The following is a 16011-nucleotide window of genomic DNA, read 5'->3' as shown; positions in this document are numbered from 1 at the left end:
GTCCGCAGGGTGGACTGCCGGGTGTTGCCCCGTCCGCAGGAGGACGGGGCAACACCCGGCCCGCCCTCAGGGTGCCCGCAGATCGACCAGTTCGGCGATCGCCGTCCGGTGTTCTCCGGCCGAACCGAGTGCGATCTGGGCCGACTTGGCCCGCTTCAGGTGCAGGTGGGCCGGGTGTTCCCACGTCATGCCGATGCCGCCGTGGAGCTGCACGCACTCCTCGGCGGCGTGCACGGCGACCCGGGCGCAGTACGCCTGGGCCACCGCCACCGCGAGCGGCGCCTCGGGGCTGGCGGTGGCGAGCGCGTCGGCGGCGTTGCGGGCGGCGGCCCGCGCGGAGACGACCTCCAGCCAGAGCTGCGCCATCCGGTGCTTGAGCGCCTGGAACGAGCCGACCGGCCGGTTGAACTGCTTGCGCTCGCGGGTGTACGTCACTGTCTCGGTCAGGCACCACTCGGCGACGCCCAGTTGCTCGGAGGCGAGCAGCCCGGCCCCGGCCAGCAGGCCCCGGCGCACGGCGGCGAGCGCCGTGTCCGCGTCGGCCAGCAGCGTGCCGCTGACGCCGTCGAGGGTGACGGCGGCCAGCGGGCGGGTCAGGTCGAGCGGCGTGAGCGGGGTGACCGCGACATCCGTGGCGTCGACGGCGTACAGGCCCTCGCCGGTCGGCACGAGGAGCACGTCGGCGGTGGCCGCGTCGGCGACCGCGCTGACGGTCCCGGCGAGCGTCCCGGGCAGCCGCACCGAGTGCGGGCCTGCCGAGAACGGCACGACGAGAGCCGCGGTCCGGTGCCCAGACGCCAACTCCCGCAACAGGGACGCGACTTCGTCGACCTCTGGATCCAGCGCCAGGAGCACTTCGGTGGCGACGACGGCGCTGGTGAGGTACGGGACCGGCGCCACCGCGCGGCCGATCTCCTCCAGAACGACCGCGGCCTCGCGGTGCGAGGCGCCCTGTCCGCCGAGCTTCTCGGGTACGAGCAGCCCCGCGAGGTCCATCCCGGCGCCGAGCGAGCGCCACAGCTCCGGGTCGTACGGCGTGTCCGACTCGGCGCGGGCGAGCGCGGACGGGGTGTCGGTGCGGTCGGCGAACAGGGAGCGCACGGCCGCCCTGAGGTCGTCCTCGGCCTCCGAGTACAGCAGGTCGGGGGTGGCTTCCGCGTCGGTCTGCGCTGTCATCGGGCCAGGTCCTTCCAGGCGACGTCCTTGTCGTTGCGCGGCTCGGCGGGCAGGCCGAGGACGCGTTCGGCGACGATGTTCAGGAGCACTTCGCTCGTACCGCCCTCGATGGAGTTGCCCTTCGAGCGCAGATAGCGGTATCCGGCGTCGCGGCCGGTGAAGTCGACCAGTTCGGGGCGGCGCATGGTCCAGTCGGAGTACAACAGGCCGTCCTGATCCAGGAGTTCGACCTCCAGACCGCTGATCTCCTGGTTGAGCCGGGCGAAGGCGAGCTTCATTCCGGAGCCCTCGGGGCCGGGCTGCCCCGCGACGAGCTGCTGGCGAAGGCGCTCGCCGGTGAGCCGGGCGACCTCGGCCTCCACCCACAGCGTGAGCAGCCGCTGGTGCAGATCGTGGGTGCGCAGCTCGGGCCGGTCTCGCCAGGCGCGGGCGACCGGGCCGATCATGCCGCCCTCGCGCGGGATGCGCATGCCGCCGATGGAGACCCGCTCGTTCATGAGGGTGGTCTGGGCGACCTTCCAGCCCTCGCCGATCTCGCCGAGCCGGTGGGCGTCGGGGATGCGCACACCGGTGAGGAACACCTCGTTGAACTCGGCCTCGCCGGTGATCTGGCGCAGCGGTCGCACCTCGACACCGGGGCCGGTCATGTCGCAGATGAAGTAGCTGATGCCCTGGTGCTTGGGCAGGCCGGGGTCGGTGCGGGCGATCAGGATGGCCCAGCGGGCCAGGTGAGCGCTGGACGTCCACACCTTCTGCCCGTCGACCACCCAGTCGTCCCCGTCGCGTACGGCACGGGTGCCGAGCGCCGCGAGGTCGGAGCCCGCGCCGGGCTCGCTGAACAGCTGGCACCAGACCTCTTCGCCCACCCACAGCGGGCGCAGGAAGCGCCGCTTCTGCTCCTCGGTGCCGTACCTGAGGACGGTCGGCGCGGCCATGCCGAGGCCGATGCCGATCCGGCGGGGGTCGTTGTCGGGCGCCCCGGCGGCGGCGAGTTCGGCGTCGACGACGGCCTGGAGCGAGCGCGGCACGTCGAGGCCGCCGAGGCCGACCGGGTAGTGCACCCAGGCGAGCCCGGCGTCGAAGCGGGCCTTGAGGAAGTCGAGGGGCTCGGTGCCGGCGGGCGGGTGAGCGGCGAGCAACTCCCGCGTACGGGTACGGAGTTCGGCGGCGTCGGTCATCGGGCTGCTCCGTCCGGGAGGACGACCACACGGCCGGTGGTCGTGCCGTCGGCGACGCGCTGCACGGCGGCCGCGGCGTCCTTCAGCGGGACCCGCTCGCTGATGAGCGGCTTGATCGCGCCCTCGGCGGCGAGCTTCGTCAGCTGCTCGTGGCAGCGGACGATCGAGGCCGGGTCCTTCTGCGCGTACAGCCCCCAGTGCAGCCCGACGATCGAGTAGTTCTTCACCAGGGCGTGGTTGAGCGCGGGCGCCGGAACGGAACCGCTCGCGAAGCCGACGATCACGATCCGGCCCTCGAAGGCGACGCACTTCGCGGACTTGGCGTACGCGTCACCGCCGACCGGGTCGAAGATGACATCGGCGCCCCGCCCACCGGTGGCCTCCTTCACGGCGGCCACGATGTCGTCGGTGCGCCGGTCGATGACCAGATCGCACCCCAACTCCCGTGCCACCGCTGCCTTTTCGGGGCCGCCGACGACGCCGATGACGCGTGCCCCGGCGGCCTTGCCGAGCTGTAGGGCCGCGCTGCCCACTCCCCCGGCGGCGGCGTGCACGAGCAGCGTCTCGCCCTCCTGGAGGTGGGCCCGGCGGTGCAGTCCGAACACGCCGGTCTGGTAGCCGATGTGCAGGGCCGCGGCCTCGGCGTCGTCCAGGGCCTCGGGTGCGGGCAGCAGGGCCGCCTCGTCGGCGACGACGTACTCGGCGAGCCCGCCGTACGGCAGCGCGGGGTTGGCGATCACCCGGCGGCCGTCCTCGGTCTCGCCGCAGATCTCCACGCCCGGCGTGAACGGCAGCGGCGGGCGGATCTGGTACTGGCCCCGGCAGAGCAGCGCGTCGGGGAAGTTGATGTTCGCGGCGCGCACCCTCAGCAGCACCTGGCCCGGGCCCGGCACGGGCCGGTCCACCTCTTCTAGCCGCATCACCTGGCCCGGCTCGCCGTTCTCGTGCACTCGCCATGCCTGCATTCGGGGCCTCCATACGCCGGGCGCGATACGGCTGCGTACCGCTGAGTACGTTCCACTGCTCGCGGGCATACTAAGCGGTCGCTTGCACGAAAGGAAACAGCTCGGCGGATCGGGCCCGCGCCCGGTGTGCGGACATGCGGCGGAACCGGGCCGGCCCGACGAGGAAGCCATGCGCCGTCAGGTCGCGGCGGAGCCGGGCCTCGCACGGCCATGGCGGTTTGGCGCGGCAGCCGGTAAGGATGCGCCATGACGGACGACGCCGCACCGCCTCCGCGTCCCACCCACCCCGGGCTGTCCGCGCCTCCCCCGCTCGGGGCGTGCGCGCTGCCGCCCGGGACGTACGACGGCAGCGTGGTCCTGGTGACCGGGGGCGGGTCGGGGCTCGGCAAGGCGATGGCCGCCGAGTTCGCGCGGCTCGGCGCCGATCTCATGATCGTGGGCCGCTCGGCGGACCGGCTCAAGGCCGCCGAGCAGGAGCTGGCCGGGTTCGGCGGGCGGGTGGCGGCCGCGGTGTGCGACATCAGGGAGCCGGAGCGGATCGTCGAGGTCTTCGACACGGCCGAGGCGGTGCTCGGCGTCCCGGCCGTCCTGGTGAACAACGCCGCCGCCAACTTCCCTTCTCCGGCCGAGGACTTGTCGCCGAACGCCTGGCGGGCGGTCCTGGACATCACGCTGACCGGAACGTGGTTCATGACCCGCGAGTTCGCCCGCCGCCACCTCGCGGCCGGCACCCCCGGCTCGGTGATCAGCATCGGCGCCTCGTACGCCTGGACGGGCGGCCCGGGGCACGCCCATTCGGCGGCGGCGAAGGCGGGGGTGCGCAATCTCGTCGAGACGCTGGCCGTGGAGTGGGGGCCGTACGGCATCCAGGTCAACGGCCTGGTGCCCGGCCTGATGCCGCACCCCGATCTGCCGGAGGCGATCCGCGCCGGTCTCGACCGGGCCGCCGATGACGGCGAACTGGCCCTGCGCCAGCCCGCGTTGCGGGTCGGGTTGCCACGCGAGCTCGGCTGGGCGGCCACCTTCCTCGCCTCCCCGTACGCCAGGTTCATCAGCGGTCACACGCTGGTGGTGGACGGTGCGAACTGGCAGCGGCGCGCTCTGGTGACGCCGCCGGTGAGCAGCGTGCGGGAGCAGTTGGGGCGCGGGCCGTTCGAGGGGTAGCCGCGTTCACTTCCCGTCGAAGGCCGGCGGGCGCCGGTCGGCCTTGGCGGCATAGCCCTCGCGGGCGTCCTCGGAGGTGAGGGTGAGGGCGGCGGCCAGGGCCGTACGGTCGAGGGCCGCGGCGAGACCCGCGTCGGCGAAGGCGTCGATGTTGCGCTTGACGGACCGGACGGCCAGCGGCGCGTTGGCCGCGATCTCGGCCGCGAGATCGCTGCCGATGGAGTCCAACTCGTCCTGGGATACGACCTGTTGTATGAGTCCGATGCGTTCGGCGGTGGGGGCGTCGATGCGGCGGCCGGTGAGCGCGAGCAGTTTGGCCCAGCCGGCGCCCGCGTCCCGCGCGATCCGCAGATCGCCGCCCGCGTCGACGGCCACGCCGATCCCGGTCTCGGGCAGCGCGAAGACGGCGTCGGCGGCGGCGATCCTGATGTCGGCCATCAGGGCCAGCTCGAAGCCGAAGCCGAGGCAGTAGCCCTGGACGGCGGCGATGACGGGCTGCGGCAGTCCGGCGAAGGCGGCGAAGCGCTCGTGGACCCAGCGGATGCCTTCGTAGTAGTGGTGGGTGCGTTCGGCCGGGGAGCGTCCGGTGATGGCGCCGCCGGGGGCGGTGACGTCGATGCCGGCGCAGAAGGCGCGGCCCTCGGCCCGCAGCAGCACGACCCTGACCGACTCGTCGAAGCGGATGCGGTCGGCGAGCAGTCCCAGTTGGCGGCTGGACTCCCAGCTCCACCCGTTGAGCCTGTCCGGCCGGCACAGGGTGAGGACGCCGACGCCGGAGCCGGTGACGTCGAGCCGGATCCGTTCCTCGCCCTCGGCGACCCGCCGGTCCAGGATGTCGATCATCACCTCATCCTTTCCTTATGCTGACTATCCGTCAGGTTCGTCGAGACTAAGGGACTTCCGTGCGTGGCGCACCCCTGCGGAGGGGGTCGCCGCCCGGGCCGGGTGAGGCTCCGGCCCGGGCTTTGGCAAGCCCTTGCTCTTCGTTGGGCGCGAGTTCACCGGTTCCCTCCACCGCCCCACACCCAACAACGGCACACTGACTGGCAGGTCCACGTCACTGGTCTCAACCGACAGCTCTGGAAGGGGCGTTCATGGCCGAGTTGACACGACGCAGACTGCTGGGCTCGGCCGGAGCCATCGGCGGCGCGGCGGCGCTGTCCCTGCTGCCGCCCAGCGTGCAAAAGGCCGTCGCCGCCGGACCGCCGCGCAACGGCTCGCTGCGCGACGTCGAGCACGTCGTCATGCTGATGCAGGAGAACCGGTCGTTCGACCACTACTTCGGCACCCTCTCGGGCGTGCGCGGATTCAGCGATCCGGGCGCCCTGAAGCTGCCCAACGGGCGTTCGGTGTTCTACCAGCCCGACGCGGTGAACCCGCGGGGCTACCTGCTGCCGTTCCACCTGGACACGCACAGCACCAGCGCGCAGGCCATCCCGTCCACGAGCCACGCCTGGGCCGTGCAGCACCAGGCGTGGAACGGCGGCAAGATGGACCAGTGGCTGCCCGCGCACCGCAAGGCGGACGGCGTCAACGGGCCCTATGTGATGGGCTATTACACGCGCGAGGACATCCCGTTCCAGTTCGCGCTCGCGGAGACCTTCACCATCTGCGACAACTACTTCTGCTCCGTCTTCGGCCCGACCTGGCCGAACCGCCTGTACTGGATGACGGCCAGCATCGACCCGGGCGGCACCAAGGGCGGCCCGGTCACCAGCAACTCCGCGCCCACGCCGTACCGCTGGACGACGTACGCCGAGCGGCTCCAGGCCGCCGGGGTCAGCTGGAAGGTCTACCAGCAGGACGACGACTACGGCTGCAACGTGCTGGAGCAGTTCCAGGCCTTCCGCGACGCCAAGCCGGGCTCACCGCTGTACGAGCGCGGGGTGCGCCCGCAGCCCGAGGGCACCTTCGAGGATGACGCCCGCAACGACCGGCTCCCGGCGGTCTCCTGGATCATGCCGACGAGCTACCAGTCCGAGCACCCGGACTATCTGCCGGCCGCGGGGGCCGACTTCGTGGCGCAGAAAATCGAGGCCATCGCGTCCAATCCGAAGGTCTGGGCGAAGACCGCGTTCATCCTCAACTACGACGAGAACGACGGCCTGTTCGACCACGTGGCGCCGCCGACCCCGAAGGCGGGCACTGCGGACGAGTTCGTCGGCGGGCTGCCCATCGGCGGCGGATTCCGGGTGCCCGCCATCATCATCTCGCCCTGGACCGTGGGCGGTTGGGTGGCGAGCGAAGCCTTCGACCACACCTCTGCGCTGCGCTTCCTTGAGCACTTCACGGGGGTGAAGGAGCCGAACATCAGCCAGTGGCGCCGCCGCACCTTCGGCGACCTGACCTCCGCCTTCCGCTTCAGCAGCACGTCGCCCCGGCCGCCTAAGCTGCCGGACGACACGGCGAAGCAGTTGGAGGAGGCCAAGCGCGAGGTGGCCACGCTGCCGAAGCCGACCCTGCCCGGCGCGACCCAGCACTTCCCCAAGCAGGAGCCTGGGCACCGACCGCACGTGTAGGTCCCACCACCCTGCCCACAAGGCCGCCTCCTCCGTCCGGGCTGCTCCCAGCCGGACGGAGGAGGCTCGCTCACTTCAGGCCGCCGGGGTTGCCGAAGGGCTCGGCGCGCCCGAGTGGCGCTGCGGCAGCAGGGCCTTGCAGACCGCGAAGGCCTGCGCGGACTTGGGGTCCGAGGTGTTCAGGCCGCGCATGCCGCCCCCGGCTCCCGGGGAGGCTGAGGGAAGCACGACCCCGTGGTCGTTGAGGCAACTGGTGAAGGCCTTCATCGCGGTGCTGTCGCCGCCGCCCCGGCCGTTGAACTGCGGGCGCTGGCTCGCACAGGCCTGGGCGGCCTGTCGCTGGGCCGGATCCGCGGAGGCCCCGCCCCCGAAGCCGCCGAACCCGCCGCCTGCGCCCGGCCGCCGGGCCGCGCCGCTCGGCCTTCCGGCACCCTCCGGCCGGCCGCTGCCGCTCGGCCGGGGCGCCATCGTGACCCCGTGCTGCGCCAGGCACTGGCGGTAGGCGTCCATGCCCTTGGCCCCGGCGGAGCTGGAGGCGGCGGGCTTCGCCTGAGTGCTGGGGGCGGCGGCCGAGGACGAGCAGGCCGCGAGCAGCAGGCCGCAGGCGGCGACCGCGGTGGCGGAGACGGCGGCCCGCACGGCGATCGCGGTGCGCGCGGTGGCGGGCCGGCGCTTGGTCCAGGTCATGTCCGGTGTCTCCTCGGTGCGTTGGGCTGACGACGGCCTCGCTGGAGTGGTACGCCGTCGGCGACCCATGACTGAACCGCACCCGGGTGGGCGCCTCCGGGGGAAGGGCTGGGAGTTCCCTGGGCGTCCGGGCCCGTACGGGGCTCCCGGGGCACCCGTGGTGATCCGATACGTAACCTGACGCCCGCAATGCGAAGTTTCGCCTGTGTCGGCGCTCCCAGGGAACTCCCAGAAAGCTCCCAGGGGTTCCAAAGTGCGGGCGGCCAGGATCCGCCGTCATGAAGGTGCTCCCACGACGGCGCAAAGCCGTCCTGATCAACTCGGTGCTCGGTGTGGCCGTCCTGGCGGGTGCCGGCGGCGCCTACGCGGCAGTGACCAGCCACAGCGACACCCCCGCGCGGACCGGCTCGAAGACCGTCGCGGTCACCAAGGGCACGGTCCTCGCCACCGTGTCCGGCTCCGGCGCGCTGGCCTCGCCGAGCGACGCCGGGGTGAACTTCACCACCGGCGGCAAGCTCACCGAGGTCGACGTCAAGCCGGGCGACAAGGTGTCCCGGGGCCAGGTCCTCGGCAAGGTGGACGCCACCGCCGCCAAGGAGACCCTCGCCCAGGACGAGGCGTCGCTGACGGCGGCCCAGGCCAACCTCACCAAGGTGCAGGAGGGCCAGCCGAGTTCGAGCACGGCCTCCGGTTCGGGCGGCGGCTCCTCGACGCGGGGCTCCGCCAACACCGCGCCCGCCCCGGCCGCCTCGCCGACGGTCGACCCCGCGCAGCTCGCGCAGGCCGAGGCGCAGCTCACCCAGGCGCAGAACGCGGTGGACGCGGCGCAGCGCGCGGTGGACGGGACCACGCTCACGGCCCCGGTCGCCGGGACCGTGGCGTCCGTGTCGGCGAAGACGGGCGACACCGTCACCGGAACCGGCGGCAACGGCACGAGCGGGGGCAGCGGCGGCTCGGGCGGCGGGTCCAACTCCGTCTCCAGCAACGCCAGTTCGGCTTCCTCCTCGGCCCTGTCCGGCTTCGTGGTCCTCACCAATCCGTCCGGCATGCAGGTCACCGCGAACTTCTCCGAGGCCGACGCGCTCAAGGTGAAGCCCGGCCAGGCGGCCACGGTCACGCTGAACGCGGAGTCGGGCACGGTCCTCAACGCCAAGGTCCTGTCGGTCAGTTCACTGCCCGTCAGCTCCGGATCGGGCTCCGGCGGGGGCGGCGGCAACAACGGTTCGGGAAGCGCCGTGCAGTACGCGGCCACCCTCACCATCACCAGCCCCACCACCAACCTGCGCACCGGGCTGAGCGCGAGCATCGAGGTCGTCACGGGCGAGGCGTCCGGTGCCCTGTCGGTGCCGACGGCCGCGGTGACCGGCACCGGCGCCAACCGCACGGTGACCGTGGTCAAGGCCGACGGCACCACCGAGCGCACTCCGGTCACGGTGGGCCTGGAGGGCGACAGCTCCGACCAGATCCTCAGCGGTCTGAGCGAGGGCGAGAAGGTGCAGCTGGCCAGCGTGTCCGCGACGGGCAACGGCGGCTTCCCGAGCGGCGCCTTCCCCGGCGGCCTCGGCGGCGGCGGTGGCGCGCGCACCCGTGGGGGCGGCGGCACCGGCGGCGGTGGCGGCGGTGGCTTCCGTGCCGGTGGCGGCGGGGGTGGCCGCGGATGACGCCGCCCCTGTGGCCGCGCACGACCGCGGCGCTGCCCGAGGCGGCGTCCGGCGACGGGCCCTGGGCTCCGGCGCCGGTGATCGAGGTGCGCTCCCTGATCAAGACGTACGGTCACGGCGACGCGGCCGTCCACGCGCTCAGCGGGCCCATCGACCCGGTGAGCGGACAGGCCATCGGCGTCGAACTCGTCGTACAGCAGGGCGACTTCGTGGCCGTGATGGGAAGTTCGGGCTCGGGCAAGTCGACCCTGATGAACATCCTCGGCTGCCTCGACGTGCCGACCTCCGGCCGGTACCTGCTCGACGGCATCCATGTCGGCGGCCTGGACGAGCGCCAGCTGTCGCTGGTGCGCAACCGCAAGATCGGCTTCGTCTTCCAGTCCTTCAACCTGGTGCCGCGCACCCCCGCGCTCGCCCAGGTCGAGCTGCCGCTGGCGTACGCGGGTGTGAAACCCGCCGAGCGGCGCCGGCGGGCCGAGGCGGCGCTCACCCTGGTCGGGCTCGCCGACCGGATGGACCACCGCCCCAACGAGCTCTCCGGCGGCCAGCAACAGCGGGTGGCCGTCGCCCGGGCGCTGGTCACCGCGCCCGCGATGCTGCTCGCGGACGAGCCCACCGGAAACCTCGACAGCCACAGCACCGAGGAGGTCCTCGCCGTCGTCGACCGGCTCAACGCGGCGGGACGCACCGTCGTGCTGATCACGCACGAGGACGAGGTGGCCCGGCACGCCAAGCGGGTCATCCGGCTCGTCGACGGAAGGATCGTCGAGGACGTGCGGCAGGCTCCCGTCTACGGTCCGCCGCCCGCCCTGCGCGAGGACGACTCCCTGGTCGGAGGCGGCCGGTGAACCCGTTCGAGACGCTGCGCTTCGCCTTCGGCGGGCTCGCGGCGAACAAGGTGCGCTCCGCGCTGACCATGCTCGGGGTGCTGATCGGTGTGGCCGCGGTCATCGTGCTGCTCGCGGTCGGCAACGGCTCCTCGCAGGCCGTGAAGGACTCGATCGAGAAGCTCGGCACCAACGCGCTCACGGTGTCCTCGGGCGGCGGCTTCGGCGGCTCGCGCTCGTCCGGCGCCACCGTCACCAAGCCGCTGACCGTGGACGACGCGCGGGCGCTCGCCGACCCCGCGTCCGCGCCGCACATCGAGTCGGTCGCCCCGGAGACCACCACATCCCAGACCGCGCTGTACGAGGGCACGTCGCACTCGGTGAGTCAGGTCGTGGGCACCTACCCGGCGTACTTCAAGGCGTCCAACAGCAAGGTGACCAAGGGCGACTACTTCAGCTCCGACGACGTGCTCGGCTCGCGCAAGGTGGCCGTGATCGGCTCGACCACGGCGACCGACGTGTTCGGGACGGACGACCCCGTCGGCAAGAAGATGACGCTGGGCGGCACGCCGTTCACGGTGGTCGGCGTCCTCGCCACCAAAGGCGGCACCGGGTTCCAGGACCCGGACGACGTGGTGATCGCGCCGCTACCGACCGTGCAGAACGCCTTCACCGGGTTCGGGTCGATCGGCCAGATCCTCGTCGAGGCGAAGTCCGCCGACGCGACGACCCAGGCGCAGAACGAGATCACGACCGTCCTGATGGGCCGGCACGGCATCAAGGACCCGAACGCGCTGGACTTCCGGGTCAGCAGCCAGGCCTCCCTGCTCACCACGCAGGCCGACACCAACAAGACGTTCACGGTGCTGCTCGGCGCGGTGGCGGCGATCTCCCTGCTCGTCGGCGGGATCGGCATCACCAACATCATGCTGGTCACGGTCACCGAGCGGACCCGGGAGATCGGCATCCGCAAGGCGATCGGGGCGCCGCGCGGCGTCATCCTCGGGCAGTTCCTCGCCGAGTCGACACTGCTCTCGCTGATCGGCGGCGGGCTCGGCGTCGCGGCGGGTCTGATCGGCTCGCACTTCACGATCGTCGGCATCAAGCCGGTGATCATCCCCGAATCGGTCGTCGGCGCCTTCGCGATCGCCGTGGCCATCGGGCTGTTCTTCGGCGGCTACCCAGCCAACCGGGCCGCGGGTCTGCGGCCCATCGAAGCCCTGCGGCACGAGTGAACCCCATGTACGGACAGGGAGAGGACATGTTCGGCAACGCCGAGATTTTGGAGAGCGTCGGCCCCACGGAGACCGGCGATCCGCAGGACATCCTCGCCGAGCCACCGGACACCCGGGATATTTCGGCCGAGCTCAGCGCACCGCCGCGGCAGCAGCTGCCCTGGCTGACGCTGCTGCTCGCGGGCGGTCTGGTGGCGGGGCTCGCCTTCGCCGGCGGCGCCCTGGTGGAGAAGAACCAGAGCCAGGGCAGCACGCCGTCCGCGGCCGCCCGCGGCGGCGCCGCGCAGAGCGGTCAGGGCGGCCAGCGCCAGGGCTTCGGTGCCGGGCAGGGCGGCCAGCGGCAGGGCGGCGGCATCCCAGGCGCGGCGGGCGGGCTGACCATCGGTACGGTGAAGCTCGTCGACGGCAGCACGATTTACGTCACCGACACCCAGGGCAACGTCGTCAAGGTCACCACGGCCGGCAGCACCCAGGTCACCGAGTCCAAGAGCGGCAAGGTGTCCGACCTGCAGCCCGGCCAGACGGTGACGGTCCGCGGCAGTCAGAATGCCTCCGGGGACGTCGCGGCGACCACCGTCACCCAGGGCGGCGCGAGCGGCTTCGGCGGTGGCCGGGGCTGACCGCGCACCCACCGCCCACGCCGCCACGAGGAGGAACCCGATGGAAACGGCCACGCCCGAGGCGAGCCTGCTGGTCGTCGACGACGAGCCCAACATCCGGGAACTGCTGTCGGCCTCGCTGCGCTTCGTCGGCTTCAAGGTCGTCTCGGCGGCCACCGGGGCCGACGCGCTGGCCGCCGTCGCCAAGGAGCGCCCGGATCTGGTGGTGCTCGATGTGATGCTGCCCGACATGACGGGTTTCGCCGTCGTGCGCAGGCTGCGCGAGGAGCCCGGCGGCGGCCCGGGCCCCGACCATCTGCCGGTGCTCTTCCTCACCGCCAAGGACGGCGTCGACGACAAGATCAGCGGCCTCACGGCGGGCGGCGACGACTACGTCACCAAGCCGTTCAGCCTGGAGGAGCTGATCGCCCGGATCCGCGCGATCCTGCGCCGCACCGGCGGCCCGAGCGGCGAGGGCCGCCTGGTGGCGGGCGACCTCGAACTCGACCCGGTGGGCCACCAGGTCCTGCGGGCGGGGCGGCCGGTCTCCCTTTCCCCGACCGAATTCAAGCTGCTCGCCTACCTGATGACCAACGCCGACCGCGTCGTGTCCAAGCCGCAGATCCTCGACCATGTGTGGGCGTACGACTTCGGCGGCGACCTCAGCATCGTCGAGTCGTACATCTCGTACGTGCGCCGCAAGGTGGACTCCGGGGCCGACGGCGCGCCCAAGCTCATCCACACCGTGCGCGGCATCGGCTATGTGCTGCGCCGGCCGCAGTCCTGAGGTGCCCGCCCGATGCTGAGACACCTCCGGGCGAGGTTCGGGTGGCTGCCGCGCCGCTTCGCCGCCCTTTCGCTGCGCTCGCGGCTCGTGCTGCTCGCCATGGCGCTGGTGGCGCTCGGGCTCACCGTGAGCGACACCGTCGTCCTGAGCTCGGTGCGCGGCCAGTTGGTGCAGCGGGTGGACCAGCAGCTGAACCGGTTCGGGGATTCGGTGGCGCACCGGGTCGGCGTCGAGGGCACCCCGGCGCCGCGTGCGGGCCGGTCCGGCCGGGCCTGGCTGCCCAGCCAGTACGTGATCGCCTTCGCGGCCGACGACGGCAAGGTCACCGAGCAGTTCCGCCAGCCCGTCGCGGCGGGCGACCCCCGGCCGCTGTGGCCGGTGATGGACGCGAAGGCGCTGCGGGCCCACCTGGGCAAGCCCTTCGAGGTGCCCAGCGATCACGGCGGCGGCAGTTGGCGGATGCTGATCGTGCCGGTCGCCGGCGGCGACCCGGCGCTGCCCGCCGGCGTCGTCGTGGCCGCGCCCTTGGAAGAGGTCTCCTCCACGGTCGACCACCTCGCCACGGCCTTCCAGCTCATCGGCGTCGTCGTGGCCCTGCTGCTCGGGGTGGCGGGCTGGTTCGCGGTACGGGCGGGACTACGTCCGCTGCGCCGTATCGAAGCCACGGCGGCGGAGATCGCGGCCGGACGCCCGCTCTCGCACCGCATGCCGGACGCCTCACCGCGTACCGAAGCGGGACGGCTGACCAGTGCGCTCAACGGGATGCTGGCGCAGCTGGAGTCCGCGTTCGCCGCGCGCGCCGAGTCGGAGGAGCAGATGCGGCGCTTCGTCGCGGACGCCTCCCATGAACTGCGCACGCCGCTGGCCGGCATCCGCGGCTTCGCCGAGCTGTACCGGATGGGCGCGCTCCCCGACGACGCCGATGTGAAGCGCACGATGACCCGCATCGAGAGCGAGGCGGTGCGCCTGGGCGGCCTGGTCGAGGACCTGCTCACCCTGGTCCGCATGGACGAGCAGCGCCCGCTCCAGCTCGCCCCGATGGATCTGCGCACCCTGGCGGTGGACGCCCTGCACGACACGCGGGCCCTCGACCCGACCCGCGAGGTGACGCTGACCGGGCCGGGCGGCGAAGGCGTGCCGGGACCGGCCCCGGTGCTCGGCGACGAGGCAAGGCTGCGCCAGGTGGTCGCGAACCTCGTCGGCAACGCCGTCGCACATACTCCCTCCGGCACTCCGGTACGGATCGGGGTCGGCGCCGTCGGCGGCCACGGCATCATCGAGGTCGCCGACTCGGGCCCGGGTCTCGCCCCCGAACAGGCGGCCCGCGTCTTCGAGCGGTTCTACCGCGTGGACGCCTCGCGCAGTCGGCAGACCGGGGGCGGGGCGGGCCTTGGCCTGGCGATCGCCTCGGCGCTCGTCCAGGCCCACAAGGGGCAGGTCGAGCTGGAGACCGCTCCGGGCGAGGGCGCGGTCTTCCGCATGCTGCTCCCCGCGGCACCCTGATCGGCTCCCACTCCCCCGGACCGGCCCGAGTGCGGGCGGGGCCGAGGGCTCCTAGCGTGGCTTCATGATCCGGTTCGAGCAGGTCAGCAAGGTCTATCCGGACGGCACCCGTGCCGTCGACGACCTGTCCTTCGAGGTCGCCAAGGGCGAACTGGTCACGCTCGTCGGCCCGTCCGGCTGCGGCAAGACGACCACGATGATGATGGTGAACCGGCTCATCGAGCCCACCTCCGGCCGCATCCTCGTCGACGGCGAGGACATCGCCACGCTCGACCCGGTCAAGCTGCGCCGCAGGATCGGTTACGTCATCCAGCAGGTCGGGCTCTTCCCGCACCGTACGGTCCTCGACAACACGGCGACCGTCCCGGCGCTGGTCGGCTGGAAGCGGGCGAAGGCCCGGGCGCGGGCGGCCGAGCTGCTCGACCTCGTCGGCCTCGACCCGGCCAAATACGGCCCGCGCTACCCGGCGCAGCTCTCGGGCGGCCAGCGCCAACGGGTGGGCGTGGCCAGGGCGTTGGCAGCGGACCCTCCCGTCCTGCTCATGGACGAACCGTTCGGAGCGGTCGACCCGGTCGTCCGCGAACGCCTCCAGAACGAGTTCCTCAGCCTCCAGGCGACCGTGCGCAAGACGGTCCTCCTGGTCACCCATGACATCGAGGAGGCCGTACGGATGGGCGACCGCATGGCGGTGTACGGGTCCGGGCGCATCGAGCAGTTCGACACCCCGGCGTCGGTCCTGGGCGCGCCGTCCACCTCGTACGTAGCCCAATTCGTGGGCGCGGACCGGGGGTTGAAGCGCCTCTCGGTCACCACGGTCGAACCGGACGACCTCGAACAGCCGCCGATCGTACGGCTCGACGAACCCGCGGAGGCGGCCGCGGCCCGGCTGCGCGGCGAGGAGGCACGCTGGGCCGTGGTGCTCAACGAGGAGGGCGAGCTGCACGGCTGGGTCGCGGCGGACGAGCTCTCCCTCGCGGGGGCCGGCTCGGTCGCCGACCTGGCCCGGCGCATGGAGGCGTGGGTGCCGGTCGGGGCCCCGCTCAAGCAGGCGTTCAGCGAGATGCTCCAGTACGACGCGGGCTGGGTCGCCGTGGTGGACGGCGCCCGCTTCCTCGGCGTCCTGACCCCGGCGAAGCTGCACGAGGCCCTACGGAGGTCGGTGGACGCGGACGCGCTGGGGGTGGCGCGGGGGGAGGTGGACTTCGACTCGGTCGCGGATGCGTGAGGGGTGCCTGCGGTGAGGGTGCCTGCCCACCCTCCCACCCGTTCCGCGGGGTTGAACAGGCTCGGCCCCAACGCCTTCTGGAGGCTCCGCCCCCAGACCCCCATCCCCTTGGTCCGCAGCTTGGTGGTCCGTTCTGCCCACCCTCCCCCAAGCTCTTATGGAGCAGGGGAGACCTCCATCGCCCCGCGGAACGACTGCCCACAACGGACGACGGGCTCCAAACCGACGCGCATGCAAGCCTCCCCCACCGCCCCGTCCGGCGATCAAGAACGTCGGCCCACCCCGGACCGGGAGGCACGCACGGACGGGACCCACCCCTGGCCGGGCGGGCATACACGGACGCCAGCCCCCTCCTCAGCCCGTCCGGCGTTTGAGGACGAGCGCCGTTCAGGCGCGAACGGGGGTCCGGGGCGGAGCCCCGAAAAGGGGTGCAGGGGACGAAGTCCCCGCAGGGGTCCGAGGGGCGGAGCCCCTCGGGGGTCTGG

At 72.7% G+C, this 16011-nt stretch carries 14 protein-coding genes; 9 read left to right on the top strand and 5 right to left on the bottom strand.

All coding sequences use genetic code 11. From position 1 onward, the window contains the following. Positions 1-66 precede the first annotated feature (66 nt). From ADK54_RS37010 to ADK54_RS37000, 3 genes are read right to left on the bottom strand one after another with little or no spacing between them, the layout of a single operon-like run. A complete protein-coding gene (locus ADK54_RS37010) occupies positions 67-1176 on the bottom strand; it encodes an acyl-CoA dehydrogenase family protein (protein WP_053730211.1) in 1110 nt (369 codons plus the stop codon). After that, the gene (locus ADK54_RS37005) at positions 1173-2354 is read right to left on the bottom strand and encodes an acyl-CoA dehydrogenase family protein (RefSeq protein WP_053730210.1); all 1182 of its coding nucleotides are present in this window, start codon (positions 2352-2354) and stop codon (positions 1173-1175) included. Before ADK54_RS37005 ends, ADK54_RS37010 begins: the two co-directional genes overlap by 4 nt. Beyond that, the gene (locus ADK54_RS37000) at positions 2351-3319 is read right to left on the bottom strand and encodes an NADPH:quinone oxidoreductase family protein (protein ID WP_053730209.1); all 969 of its coding nucleotides are present in this window, start codon (positions 3317-3319) and stop codon (positions 2351-2353) included. Before ADK54_RS37000 ends, ADK54_RS37005 begins: the two co-directional genes overlap by 4 nt. Positions 3320-3565: 246 nt before the next feature. Here ADK54_RS37000 and ADK54_RS36995 point away from each other — a divergent pair, with 246 nt between their 5' ends. Continuing rightward, complete coding sequence (locus ADK54_RS36995; protein WP_053730208.1) at positions 3566-4483, top strand: SDR family oxidoreductase; 918 nt, start codon at positions 3566-3568, stop codon at positions 4481-4483. Between the two features lie 6 nt (positions 4484-4489). On the opposite strand, the gene ADK54_RS36990 is transcribed toward ADK54_RS36995, so the two are convergent. Next, entirely contained in the window at positions 4490-5326 is an 837-nt protein-coding gene (locus ADK54_RS36990) for an enoyl-CoA hydratase/isomerase family protein (protein ID WP_053730207.1), read from the bottom strand. Positions 5327-5577: 251 nt separating this feature from the next. On the opposite strand from ADK54_RS36990, the gene ADK54_RS36985 reads away from it, so the two are divergent. After that, positions 5578-7002, top strand: a complete 1425-nt coding sequence (locus ADK54_RS36985; protein ID WP_053730206.1) for an alkaline phosphatase family protein — start codon at positions 5578-5580, stop codon at positions 7000-7002. Positions 7003-7077: 75 nt separating this feature from the next. Here the strand turns inward: ADK54_RS36985 and ADK54_RS36980 are convergent, their stop codons facing one another. Beyond that, positions 7078-7689 carry a hypothetical protein gene (locus ADK54_RS36980; RefSeq protein ID WP_053730205.1) on the bottom strand — a complete coding sequence of 204 codons (612 nt, stop codon included), beginning with the start codon at positions 7687-7689 and terminating at the stop codon, positions 7078-7080. Between the two features lie 278 nt (positions 7690-7967). Here ADK54_RS36980 and ADK54_RS36975 point away from each other — a divergent pair, with 278 nt between their 5' ends. The 7 genes from ADK54_RS36975 to ADK54_RS36945 all read left to right on the top strand — a co-directional run bounded on the left by ADK54_RS36975 (position 7968) and on the right by ADK54_RS36945 (position 15526). Further along, entirely contained in the window at positions 7968-9350 is a 1383-nt protein-coding gene (locus ADK54_RS36975) for an efflux RND transporter periplasmic adaptor subunit (protein ID WP_053730204.1), read from the top strand. Next, positions 9347-10198, top strand: coding sequence for an ABC transporter ATP-binding protein (locus ADK54_RS36970; RefSeq protein WP_078966920.1), 852 nt, complete (start codon positions 9347-9349; stop codon positions 10196-10198). Before ADK54_RS36975 ends, ADK54_RS36970 begins: the two co-directional genes overlap by 4 nt. Beyond that, positions 10195-11412 carry an ABC transporter permease gene (locus tag ADK54_RS36965; RefSeq protein WP_053730203.1) on the top strand — a complete coding sequence of 406 codons (1218 nt, stop codon included), beginning with the start codon at positions 10195-10197 and terminating at the stop codon, positions 11410-11412. Before ADK54_RS36970 ends, ADK54_RS36965 begins: the two co-directional genes overlap by 4 nt. 26 nt (positions 11413-11438) lie before the next feature. Beyond that, complete coding sequence (locus tag ADK54_RS36960; protein ID WP_063802133.1) at positions 11439-12032, top strand: DUF5666 domain-containing protein; 594 nt, start codon at positions 11439-11441, stop codon at positions 12030-12032. A 40-nt stretch (positions 12033-12072) separates the two neighbouring features. After that, entirely contained in the window at positions 12073-12798 is a 726-nt protein-coding gene (locus ADK54_RS36955; protein WP_053730201.1) for a response regulator transcription factor, read from the top strand. Positions 12799-12810: 12 nt separating this feature from the next. Further along, positions 12811-14301, top strand: a complete 1491-nt coding sequence (locus tag ADK54_RS36950; RefSeq protein WP_053730200.1) for a sensor histidine kinase — start codon at positions 12811-12813, stop codon at positions 14299-14301. A 64-nt stretch (positions 14302-14365) separates the two neighbouring features. Beyond that, complete coding sequence (locus ADK54_RS36945) at positions 14366-15526, top strand: betaine/proline/choline family ABC transporter ATP-binding protein (RefSeq protein WP_053730199.1); 1161 nt, start codon at positions 14366-14368, stop codon at positions 15524-15526. The last annotated feature ends 485 nt before the right edge of the window (positions 15527-16011 follow it).

This window comes from Streptomyces sp. WM6378, assembly GCF_001279695.1.
Lineage (GTDB): Bacteria > Actinomycetota > Actinomycetes > Streptomycetales > Streptomycetaceae > Streptomyces.
The sequence above is the reverse complement of the archived record's forward strand: the minus strand, read 5'-3'. Positions and strand labels throughout refer to the sequence as shown.

Excerpts from the sequence above, each read along its gene's own strand:
- ADK54_RS37010 (WP_053730211.1), bottom strand. The coding sequence starts at position 1,176 with ATGACAGCGCAGACCGACGCGGAAGCCACCCCCGACCTGCTGTACTCG.
- ADK54_RS37005 (WP_053730210.1), bottom strand. The coding sequence starts at position 2,354 with ATGACCGACGCCGCCGAACTCCGTACCCGTACGCGGGAGTTGCTCGCC.
- ADK54_RS37000 (WP_053730209.1), bottom strand. The coding sequence starts at position 3,319 with ATGCAGGCATGGCGAGTGCACGAGAACGGCGAGCCGGGCCAGGTGATG.
- ADK54_RS36995 (WP_053730208.1), top strand. The coding sequence starts at position 3,566 with ATGACGGACGACGCCGCACCGCCTCCGCGTCCCACCCACCCCGGGCTG.
- ADK54_RS36990 (WP_053730207.1), bottom strand. The coding sequence starts at position 5,326 with ATGATCGACATCCTGGACCGGCGGGTCGCCGAGGGCGAGGAACGGATC.
- ADK54_RS36985 (WP_053730206.1), top strand. The coding sequence starts at position 5,578 with ATGGCCGAGTTGACACGACGCAGACTGCTGGGCTCGGCCGGAGCCATC.
- ADK54_RS36980 (WP_053730205.1), bottom strand. The coding sequence starts at position 7,689 with ATGACCTGGACCAAGCGCCGGCCCGCCACCGCGCGCACCGCGATCGCC.
- ADK54_RS36975 (WP_053730204.1), top strand. The coding sequence starts at position 7,968 with ATGAAGGTGCTCCCACGACGGCGCAAAGCCGTCCTGATCAACTCGGTG.
- ADK54_RS36970 (WP_078966920.1), top strand. The coding sequence starts at position 9,347 with ATGACGCCGCCCCTGTGGCCGCGCACGACCGCGGCGCTGCCCGAGGCG.
- ADK54_RS36960 (WP_063802133.1), top strand. The coding sequence starts at position 11,439 with ATGTTCGGCAACGCCGAGATTTTGGAGAGCGTCGGCCCCACGGAGACC.
- ADK54_RS36955 (WP_053730201.1), top strand. The coding sequence starts at position 12,073 with ATGGAAACGGCCACGCCCGAGGCGAGCCTGCTGGTCGTCGACGACGAG.
- ADK54_RS36950 (WP_053730200.1), top strand. The coding sequence starts at position 12,811 with ATGCTGAGACACCTCCGGGCGAGGTTCGGGTGGCTGCCGCGCCGCTTC.
- ADK54_RS36945 (WP_053730199.1), top strand. The coding sequence starts at position 14,366 with ATGATCCGGTTCGAGCAGGTCAGCAAGGTCTATCCGGACGGCACCCGT.